Source organism: Plantactinospora sp. B5E13 (assembly GCF_039871775.1).
In the GTDB taxonomy this organism is placed as follows: domain Bacteria; phylum Actinomycetota; class Actinomycetes; order Mycobacteriales; family Micromonosporaceae; genus Plantactinospora.
Window position 1 is genome coordinate 111,523 of sequence record NZ_JBDPLT010000018.1, and the last position, 9,727, is coordinate 121,249.

Here is a 9,727-nt window from a genome sequence, read left to right on the forward strand (position 1 = left end):
CAGGCTCCTTCCGAGGCCCAACTGGAGGAACTATGCAGGAACAGAAGTGGCTCATCACCGGCGTCAGCACGGGCCTCGGACGTGCCTTCGCCCAAGCAGCCCTGGCCGCCGGGCACACGGTCGTCGGCACGGTCCGCTCGGAGAAGGACCTGCGAGCCTTCGAAGAGCTCGAACCCGGGCAGGCTCACGGCCGCATCCTGGACGTGACGGACGGCGACGCCGTCTCGAATGTGATCACAGAGGTAGAGCAGAGCGTCGGAGCTCTGGATGTTGTCATCGCCAACGCCGGCTACGGCCTGGAGGGCACCTTCGAGGAGACCCCGCTGGCCGAGGTGCGGCGGCAATTCGAGGTCAACGTACTCGGGGCAGTGGCCACCCTACAGGCAGCACTGCCCCACATGCGCCGACGTCGCCGCGGACACCTGATGGCCGTCACCTCCATGGGCGGGCTCATGGCCGTGCCTGGCATGTCCGCCTACTGCGGCAGCAAGTTCGCGCTAGAAGGCATCCTTGAGGCGCTGGGCAAGGAGGTCGCGCAGTTCGGGATCCACGTGACGGCGATCGAGCCTGGCTCCTTCCGCACCGACTGGGCCGGACGGTCCATGACACGCACCGCGCAGTCCATCGACGACTACGACGAGCTGTTCACCCCCATCCGCGAAGCGCGGCAGAAGGCAAGCGGGAACCAACTGGGCAACCCGGCCAAGGCCGGGGAAGCCGTCGTGCACATCACGACGGTGGACCAGCCGCCGGCCCATCTCGTCCTGGGCTCGGACGCGCTGCGACTGGTCACCGCCGCGCGCACGGCCGTGGACGAGGACATTCGCACATGGGAGACGCTCTCCCGTACGACCGACTTCGCCGAGGGTGCTCAGCTCTGATGCCCGGCTACCACCCCGCGCGAAGCCGACGCGCCGCCGAACGCAAGGGCGATGTCCGGGAGCGAGCCATTCTGGATACCTGCGCGGCTCTGCTGGCGCGGATGGGCTACGAAGCCATGACCGTCGGCGACATCGCCCAGGGCGCCGGCATCACACGCGGCGCCCTGTACTTCTATTTCGGCTCCAAGCAAGAAGTGGTCACGGCGCTCGTGGCCCGGACGGTTGAGCAACTGTGGGAGCGGTCCCGGGTCACCGCGCAGGCCGATGAGCCGCGCCAGGCCATCGCGGCAGCCATGCGGCGCACGGTCGACCTATGGAACGAGCACGGCCTGGTCATGCGCACGGCGATCGACCTGTCCCTGACCGTGCCGGAGATCGGCGAGCTGTGGAACCGTACAGCCGACTTGTTCATCACAGCCATCGCCGCGGTCCTGGAACGTGCCGGCGTTCAGGCCGGCACCGAACCAGAACAAGCGTCGGCGATGGCACGCGCCCTGTGCTGGATGATCGAGCGGACCTTCTACCACGTCTCACAGGAGTCCCGCGAGAATTTGCAACAGGCATCCTCGACCTGCGAACACATCTGGCTGGTCAGCGCCGGTCTGACCGTCTGATACATCCGGCATGGACGGTGGAGCATAAGAACCGGACGTCGCGATTTCGGCCAAAACTCCTGTACATGGATCTCCACATCGGGTTCTGGATTCCGGCCCGGGTAGCTGCCAGGAGGTTCCGGCAGGAGACCGGCGGCCCGGGGAAGCGCCCGGCTCGAACCACACGTGCTTTTTGGTGACCAGGATGACAAGAGCCGGGTGACAGGAGACTGTCACGCCGGGATCTGTGGGAGCCGGAGGGTGAAACTCCCTCCGGCTACCCGACCCTGGGCTGACGGGCGAGCCTGCCCGGCAGACGTGTCAAGCGCTCGTCGATGTCGACGATCTCGCATCGGCGGCATACAGCATGCACGGAAAGTGATCACGTTCCCCGGCCTCAAAGTAGGTAGGGCTCTGGGAACGAGATGCGTGCCCGGCCAGGTCTGGCCCACACCGGGCGGGCTGAGGCCGGGCCCGCAGTCCCACCGCCGGACTAGCGGCCTGCCCGCCCGGGGGCGCGGCCTCCGGCGGTCAGGCGGTGGTGTAGCCCGGCATCGGGTACGCCGCCAGCAGGTCGCCGACCTCGCCGGCGATCCGGTCCAGGGCGGCGGCGTCGTCCTTGATCGCTGCGGTGATCGCCTCGTCCATCCAGGCCGCGACCTGCGGCATCTGCTCCTCGGTCAGGCCCCGGGTGGTGAGTGCGGCGGTGCCGAGCCGGATCCCGGACGGGTCGAACGGCTTACGCGGGTCGTACGGCACAGTGTTGTAGTTCAGTTCGATGCCGGCCCGGTCCAGCGCCTGGGCCGCCGGCTTGCCGGCGATGCCCTTGCCGGTCAGGTCGGCCAGGATCAGGTGGTTGTCGGTGCCACCGGAGGCGAGGGTGAAGCCCCGCTCGACCAGCTCCTCGGCGAGGACGCGGGCGTTGGCGACGATCTGGTGGGCGTACCGGCGGAAGTCGTCGGTGGCGGCTTCCCGGAGCGCGACGGCGATGCCGGCGGTGGTGTGGTTGTGCGGGCCGCCCTGCAGGCCGGGGAAGACCGCCTTGTCGATCGCGGAGGCGTGCTCGGCGGTCGTCATGATCATCGCGCCGCGCGGGCCACGCAGGGTCTTGTGCGTGGTGGTGGTGATCACGTCGGCGTGCCCGACCGGCGACGGGTGCGCGCCACCGGCGACCAGACCGGCGATGTGCGCGATGTCCGCGACCAGGACCGCGCCGACCTCCCGGGCGATCTGGGCGAAGCCGGCGAAGTCGATGGTGCGGGGTACGGCGGTGCCGCCGCAGAAGATCACCTTGGGGCGTTCCCGGAGGGCCAGGTCGCGGACCTCGTCGAGGTCGATCCGGCCGGTCTCCTTCGAGACCTGGTAGCGGACCGGGTTGAACCACTTGCCGGTGGCCGAGACCGACCAGCCGTGGGTGAGGTGCCCGCCCATCGGCAGCGCCATCCCCATCACCGTGTCGCCGGGGGAGAGGAACGCCAGGTAGACGGCGAGGTTCGCCGGCGATCCGGAGTACGGCTGCACGTTGGCGTGGTCGACGCCGAAGAGGTCCTTCGCCCGGCTGATCGCGAGCGTCTCGATCGGGTCGACGAACTGCTGGCCCTCGTAGTACCGGCGGCCGGGGTAGCCCTCCGAGTACTTGTTGGTCAGCACCGTGCTGCTGGCCTCCAGGACCGCCGTGGAGACGTAGTTCTCCGAGGCGATCATCCGCAGCTTGTCGTGCTGCCGCTTCGCCTCACCCTCGATCAGCGTCGCCAGTTCCGGGTCGGCGGCGGTCAGGTGGGGAATCGGTGGTACGTGCACGGCGTCGTCCTCCTGGCTGGTCAGGCCTGCGGAATCCTGGCTGGTCAGGCCTGCGGGCCTCGCTGGTCAGGCCTGCGACGCCGATGCTATCGGTAACCCGGTCACCCGCCGTAGGCGACGCCCGGGCGTCCCGTCGTGCCCCGGTGGTCAGCGGGGCGGCGCGGTGCTGCCGCGCGGGATGAGGTGGGCCGTCTCGTCCTGGTAGTCGCCGGTCGGCTGGCCGGAGATCGCGGCGAGCAGGCGGTTGGCGGCGTGTGCCCCGTACGCCGGGATGTCCCGGCTGAGTGCGGTCAGCGGCGGGTGCACCAGTCGGCACAGCGGCGAGTCGTCCCAGGCGACGATGGAGACGTCGGCCGGTACGGCCAGCCCCATCTCCTGGGCGACGGCGAGCCCGGCGATCGCCATCACGTCGTTGTCGTACACGATCGCGGTCGGCCGGTCGGCGGAGCTGAGCAGTCGGCGGGTGGCCCGGGCCCCCTCCTCGCCGCTGTAGTCGGAGGAGAGGGTGAGCGTACGGTCGAGGCCGAGCCGTCCGCAGAGGGTGCGGAACGCCTCGGTGCGGATCTCGGTGTGCAGCAGGTCGGGGAGGCCGCCGACCCGGGCGATCCGCCGGTGCCCGAGCGCGACCAGGTATTCGATCGCCTCGGTGAGCGCCGCCGCGTCGTCGGACCAGACGTGCGGGAGCCCACTGCCGTGGTTGGGGCCGCCGATCACCACCGCCGGCAGGTGGAGGTCCTCCAGCACCGGGACCCGGCGGTCGTCGGTGCGCAGGTCGCAGACCAGGACGCCGTCCACCCGCCGTTCGCCCCACCAGCGCCGGTAGACGGCGATCTCGGCGTCGGGGCTGTCGACGACCTGGAGGGTGAGCGCGTACGACCGGGCGGAGAGTTCCGCCTCGACACCGCTGATCAGTTCCATGAAGAACGGTTCGATGCCGAGGATGCGGGCGGGGCGGCAGAGCGCGAGCCCGACCGCGTTCGCGGTGGCGCCGGAGAGGGCCCGGGCCGCGCTGTTCGGGTTGAAGCCGATCTCCTGGGCGATGGCGAGGATGCGTTGCCGGGTGGCCTCGGAGACGCCCGGCTGGCCGTTCAACGCGTACGAGACGGCGCCCTTGGAGACGCCGGCCCGGCGGGCCACGTCGGCGATTGTCGGCCGCTTCACCCGGCGCTCCTTCGGTTGTGTGGCCGTGGCCGGCGGTGGTCGCGGGCGGTTGTTGGTCGCGGGCGGTTATTTGGTCGCGGGCGTCGGCCGGTGTCCGCCGGGTCCGGGCCGGCGACGGACAACTTTTCCGGTTAAGCATAGCGACCCGCCAATCTTGGCGGCAGCCTGCCGGCGCTGCGGTTCCGGCCCCGGTCGGGCGCCCGTTGACAGGGTGCGGGGCCGGCCGTACGGTGTCGTTACTTATCCGGTTCAGTCGACACTCGTCAATATCCTAGGGTAACGACGCCCACCTGACGCGACCCCGAGTTGAGGTGCTTGTGACGTCCTGGCAGAGCCTGCACGACGGTTGGTTCCTGAGCGCGGTGCCCGGACCGGAGATCCCGGAAGCGGTCGCCGAGGCCCGGATCCCGGCCACCGTGCCGGGGTGTGTGCACACCGACCTGCTCGCCGCCGGACTGATCCCGGATCCCTACCTCGACGACAACGAGCGGACACTCGCCTGGATCGGCCGGACCGACTGGCGCTACGAGACGACCTTCGCCTGGGCCGGCGACCCGGACGACGACGCCCGGGTCGAGCTGGTCTGCGCCGGCCTGGACACCGTGGCCACGATCACCCTCAACGACGTCGAGGTCGGCCGGACCGCCAACATGCACCGCGGCTACCGGTTCGACGTACGACCACTGCTGCGGGTCGGTGCCGACAACGTGCTGCGGGTCCGCTTCGACTCCGCCTACCGCTACGCCGAACAGTGGCGGGACCGGCTCGGTGACCGGCCGAACGCGTACCCGGAACCGTTCCACTTCATCCGCAAGATGGCCTGCAACTTCGGCTGGGACTGGGGACCGACCCTGGTCACCGCCGGCATCTGGCAGGAGATCGGGCTGCGTACCTGGCGGGTCGCCCGACTCGCCGAGGTCCGTCCACTGGTGACGGTCGCCACCGACCGGCAGGACCGGGAGGGCCGGGTCGAGGTACACGTCGAGATCGACCGCGCCGGCGACGCCATCCCGACCGACCACACCACCGTCCCGGCCGGGGACGACACCCCGGGTGACGGGGACAACGGCCCGGCGGAGGACGTGGTCGACGGCTCGGTCGACGGTGCGCCGGTCACCGTCCGGGCCACCGTCGCCGGCGAGACCGTCGAGGCGGTGCTGCCACCCGGCCAGCGCGGCATCGACCTGACCCTCACCGTCGCCGACCCGGAGCTGTGGTGGCCCCGGGGGTACGGGGACCAGCCGCGTTATCCGCTGGAGGTGACCCTGCACGCCGGCGGCGCGCAGCTGGACTCCTGGCAGCGGCGGATCGGCTTCCGGTCGGTCCGGGTCGACACCACCCCGGACGAGCACGGCACGCCGTTCACCCTGGTCGTCAACGATCGTCCGATTTTCGCCCGGGGCGTGAACTGGATCCCGGACGACTGTTTCCCGACCCGGGTCACCCGGGCCCGCTACGCCCAACGGTTCGACCAGGCGGTCGCGGCGAACGTCAACTTCCTGCGGGTCTGGGGCGGCGGCCGGTACGAGTCGGAGGACTTCTACGACCTCGCCGACTCCCACGGCCTGCTCGTCGCCCAGGACTTCCTCTTCGCCTGCGCCGCCTACCCGGAGGAGGAGCCGTTCGCCTCCGAGGTACGCGCCGAGGCGGCCGAGCAGGTGGTCCGGCTGGCCAGCCATCCGAGTCTGGTGGCCTGGTTCGGCAACAACGAGAACATCTGGGGCTGGCACGACTGGGACTGGCAGGAGCCGCTCGCCGGCCGCAGCTGGGGCGCCGGCTACTACTTCGAGCTGCTGCCCGGCATCGTCGCCGAACTGGACCCGACCCGAGCGTACTGGCCGGGCAGCCCGTGGTCCGGCAGCCCCGACCGGCACCCGAACGACCCGGCGCACGGCACCACCCACATCTGGGACGTCTGGAACCAGGTCGACTACCTGCACTACCGCGACTACCGGCCCCGGTTCGTCGCCGAGTTCGGCTACCAGGGGCCGGCGACGTACGCCACGCTGCGGCGGGCGATCGGCGACGGCGAGCTGGCGGCGGACTCGGCGGCGATGGCGCACCGGCAGAAGGCCGGGGACGGCGACCTGAAACTGGCCCGGGGACTCGCCGCGCACCTGCCCGAGCCGCGCGACTTCGACGACTGGCACTACCTGACCCAGGTCAACCAGGCCCGGGCGATCAGCGTCGGGGTCGAGCACCTGCGGTCGCTGCGGCCGATCTGCATGGGCAGCGTGGTCTGGCAGCTCAACGACTGCTGGCCGGTCACCTCGTGGGCGGCGGTCGACGGCGACGGCCGGCGTAAACCCCTCTGGTACGCGCTGCGCCACTCGTACGCCGACCGGCTGCTCACCGTGCAGCCCCGGGACGGCAAACCGACGCTTGTCGCGGTCAACGACGGCGGCACCCCGTGGACGGGCCGGGTCGAGGTGACCCGGCTGACCCTGGCCGGCGAACCGAGGGCGAAGACGTCGATCGAGCTGGACGTGCCGGCGTACTCCTCGGCGAGCTGGCCGCTGCCGGCGGACCTGGCCCGGCCCGACGATCCGCGCGCCGAGCTGCTGCTCGCCGATCCCGGCGGCACCGCCGAGCGTGCCTTCTGGTTCTTCGCGGAGGACCGCGAGCTGGCCTACCCACAGGCCGAGTACGACACCACGGTCGAGCAGACCCCCGACGGGGTACGGGTCCGGGTCACCGCCCGGACGGTGCTGCGTGACCTGGTGCTCGCCCCGGACCGGCTCGATCCGGCGGCGGTGGTCGACGAGGCGCTGGTCACGTTGCTTCCCGGGGAGTCGACCACGTTCACCGTGCGGTCACAGCAGCGGCTGGATCCGGCCGCGTTGACCGCCCGGCCGGTGCTGCGCTGCGTCAACGACCTGGTGGCGCGCGAGTAGCGCACGCCGCGGCGGTCGTGGTGGCGGCGGGCACCGGACCTCGTTCCGGCACCGCTGATCTGCGGAAGGACCACCACCCGATGAAACGCCGTGTCACCCTGCTGCTGGCCGTCGCCGGGCTGCTGCTCACCGCCCAGCCGGCCCCGTCCCTGGCCGCCCCGACGCCCGACTCCACCACCACTACCGCCGCCGGGTTTGTTGTCCGGAAGGGCGACCAGCTGTACCTGGACGGCAAGCGGTTCCGGTTCGCCGGGACCAACAACTACTACCTGATGTACAAGTCCCGGACGATGGTCGACGACGTTGTCGCCGACGCGCGGGCGGCCGGCTTCACCGTGCTGCGGCACTGGGGATTCCTCGACATCGGCACCCCGGGCGGCACGGACTCGGTCGCCGGCCCGGCCGACGGGGTCTACTTCCAGTACTGGGACGGTGAGAAGCCGGCCTACCACGACGGACCGGACGGTCTGGAACGGCTCGACTATGTGCTCTTCGCCGCCCGGCAGGCCGGGATCAAGCTGGTCATCCCGCTGACCAACAACTGGCGGGACTTCGGCGGCATGGACCAGTACGTCCGCTGGCGCGGCGGGCAGTACCACGACGAGTTCTACACCGACCCGGTGATCCGGGGCTGGTACCGGGACTGGATCTCGCACGTACTCAACCGGACCAACACCCTGACCGGGGTGAAATACAAGGACGACCCGACGGTGATGACCTGGGAACTCGGCAACGAGCCCCGGTGCAAGGGTTCCGGGGTCTATCCGACGTCACCGGACTGCACGACGGAGACCCTGACCGCCTGGGCCGACGAGATGACCCGGCACATCAAGTCGATCGACCGCAGGCACCTGGCCAGCGTCGGTGACGAGGGCTTCTACTGCGACGACCCGGCAAGCGCGGACTGGACGACCAACTGTGGCGAGGGCGTCGACTCGCTGGCCCTGACCCGGCTGCCGGCGGTCGACGTGGTGTCGTACCACCTCTATCCCGACCACTGGGGCAAGGACGCGACCTGGGGCGCCGAGTGGATCAAGCGACACAACCGGGACGCGCGGCGGCTCGGCAAGCCGGTGCTGCTCGGCGAGTTCGGCTGGCACGACAAAGCCACCCGCAACCCGGTCTTCCAACGCTGGACGGACGCCTTCACCGGCACCGGCGGCAGCGGCTTCCTGTACTGGATCCTCTCCGGCGTGCAGGACGACGGTTCGCCCTATCCGGACTACGACGGCTTCACCGTCTACTGCCCGAGCCCGGTCTGCACCACGATCAGCAACGCGGGCGAGGAGATCCGGCACGGGCAGCGGTCCCGGCCGCCGGTCGCCGACCACGACAGCGCGGTCACCGAAACCGGTACGCCGGTCACCCTCACCCCGGCCGGCAACGACATCGCGTACCGGACACAGGTCCGGCCGGCCAGCATCGACCTGGACCCGAGCATCGCCGGGCAGCAGGTGAACGCTGTTGTTACCGGGGGTGGCTTCACGCTCGACCCGGTGACCGGGACCGTCGCCTTCACCCCGGACGAGGGTTTCCAGGGCCGGGCCACCGCCGCCTACACCATCCGTGACCAGGCCGGTCGTACCTCCAATGTGGCAGAGCTGGTGGTGACGGTGAAGCCGGCCGCCGGCGACCCGATCCTGCTCGCCTCCTGGGAGACCGGGGTGGAGGGCTGGGCACCCGGCGACTGGCAGGCCGACGCCGGCACACTCAGCCAGACCACCGAGTACGCCACCCAGGGCGCCGCCGGGCTGCGGGTCGCCGCCACCGGCGGTGGCTGGTTCGGGGTGACCCTGCCGGAGCCGGTGGACCTGTCGGCGAAGGCGACGCTCCGCTACGACCTGCGGGCCGGAGCGGGCGGCACCTCCAGTGCGATCGCGGTGCAGACCGGTGCCGGCTGGGCGTGGTGCCAGTCGACGTTCGGCTGGGTGCCGGAGAACACCGAGACGACGGTGGTGGTCGACCTGCTCAGCGAAATGTCCTGTGACGGGGCGGCGCTGGCCGACGTACGGGTGATCTGGCTCTGGGGCAGCCCCGGTACGCACGACGTCGACCACCTGCGCGCCGAGTGACCTGACGGGTTTGCAGGTACGGGCTCCCGCCGGGGTGGCCGGTGGGAGCCCGTACACGGTGTCGGGACGGAGCCAGATGACACGACGCGGCCGACCCGAGCATGATCACCTTGATCATCAGGACGTCATCGCGGTGCGACGCCGGGGCGTGACCATTGCGCGGTGGGGCGGCCGTCGAGACGCCACGGGTGCCCGGTGCCCCGCGGCCAGCCTTCAGGCGAGTTTTCCCAGTTCTCTTGCCGGCCGTACACCGTGAGGTCCAGGGCGTGGTAGGTGGTCATCAACGCCTCCACGCCCCGCCCGGTGGTCCAGTAGGTTTCGTAGAC

Annotated in this window: 7 protein-coding genes; 4 read left to right on the plus strand and 3 right to left on the minus strand. The window is 70.6% G+C overall.

Annotation, left to right across the window (positions count from 1 at the left end; all coding sequences use genetic code 11):
- Positions 1–32: 32 nt before the first annotated feature.
- Together ABGB05_RS18660 and ABGB05_RS18665 are read left to right on the plus strand one after the other, a co-directional pair.
- Positions 33–881, plus strand: coding sequence for an oxidoreductase (locus tag ABGB05_RS18660; RefSeq protein ID WP_347654696.1), 849 nt, complete (start codon positions 33–35; stop codon positions 879–881).
- Positions 881–1,495 carry a TetR/AcrR family transcriptional regulator gene (locus ABGB05_RS18665; protein ID WP_347654697.1) on the plus strand — a complete coding sequence of 205 codons (615 nt, stop codon included), beginning with the start codon at positions 881–883 and terminating at the stop codon, positions 1,493–1,495. The genes ABGB05_RS18660 and ABGB05_RS18665 overlap by 1 nt, the downstream gene beginning before the upstream one ends.
- A gap of 510 nt (positions 1,496–2,005) precedes the next feature.
- Here ABGB05_RS18665 and glyA read toward each other — a convergent pair.
- The gene (glyA, locus tag ABGB05_RS18670; protein WP_347654698.1) at positions 2,006–3,274 is read right to left on the minus strand and encodes a serine hydroxymethyltransferase; all 1,269 of its coding nucleotides are present in this window, start codon (positions 3,272–3,274) and stop codon (positions 2,006–2,008) included.
- 147 nt (positions 3,275–3,421) lie between these two features.
- Entirely contained in the window at positions 3,422–4,435 is a 1,014-nt protein-coding gene (locus ABGB05_RS18675; protein WP_347654699.1) for a LacI family DNA-binding transcriptional regulator, read from the minus strand.
- Between the two features lie 317 nt (positions 4,436–4,752).
- Here ABGB05_RS18675 and ABGB05_RS18680 point away from each other — a divergent pair, with 317 nt between their 5' ends.
- Both ABGB05_RS18680 and ABGB05_RS18685 read left to right on the plus strand, forming a co-directional pair.
- Entirely contained in the window at positions 4,753–7,329 is a 2,577-nt protein-coding gene (locus ABGB05_RS18680) for a glycoside hydrolase family 2 protein (protein ID WP_347654700.1), read from the plus strand.
- Positions 7,330–7,409: 80 nt separating this feature from the next.
- Complete coding sequence (locus ABGB05_RS18685; protein ID WP_347654701.1) at positions 7,410–9,401, plus strand: cellulase family glycosylhydrolase; 1,992 nt, start codon at positions 7,410–7,412, stop codon at positions 9,399–9,401.
- A gap of 125 nt (positions 9,402–9,526) precedes the next feature.
- On the opposite strand, the gene ABGB05_RS18690 is transcribed toward ABGB05_RS18685, so the two are convergent.
- Positions 9,527–9,727: DUF899 family protein (locus tag ABGB05_RS18690; protein ID WP_347654702.1), on the minus strand; the 201-nt coding region annotated here is incomplete at its 5' end.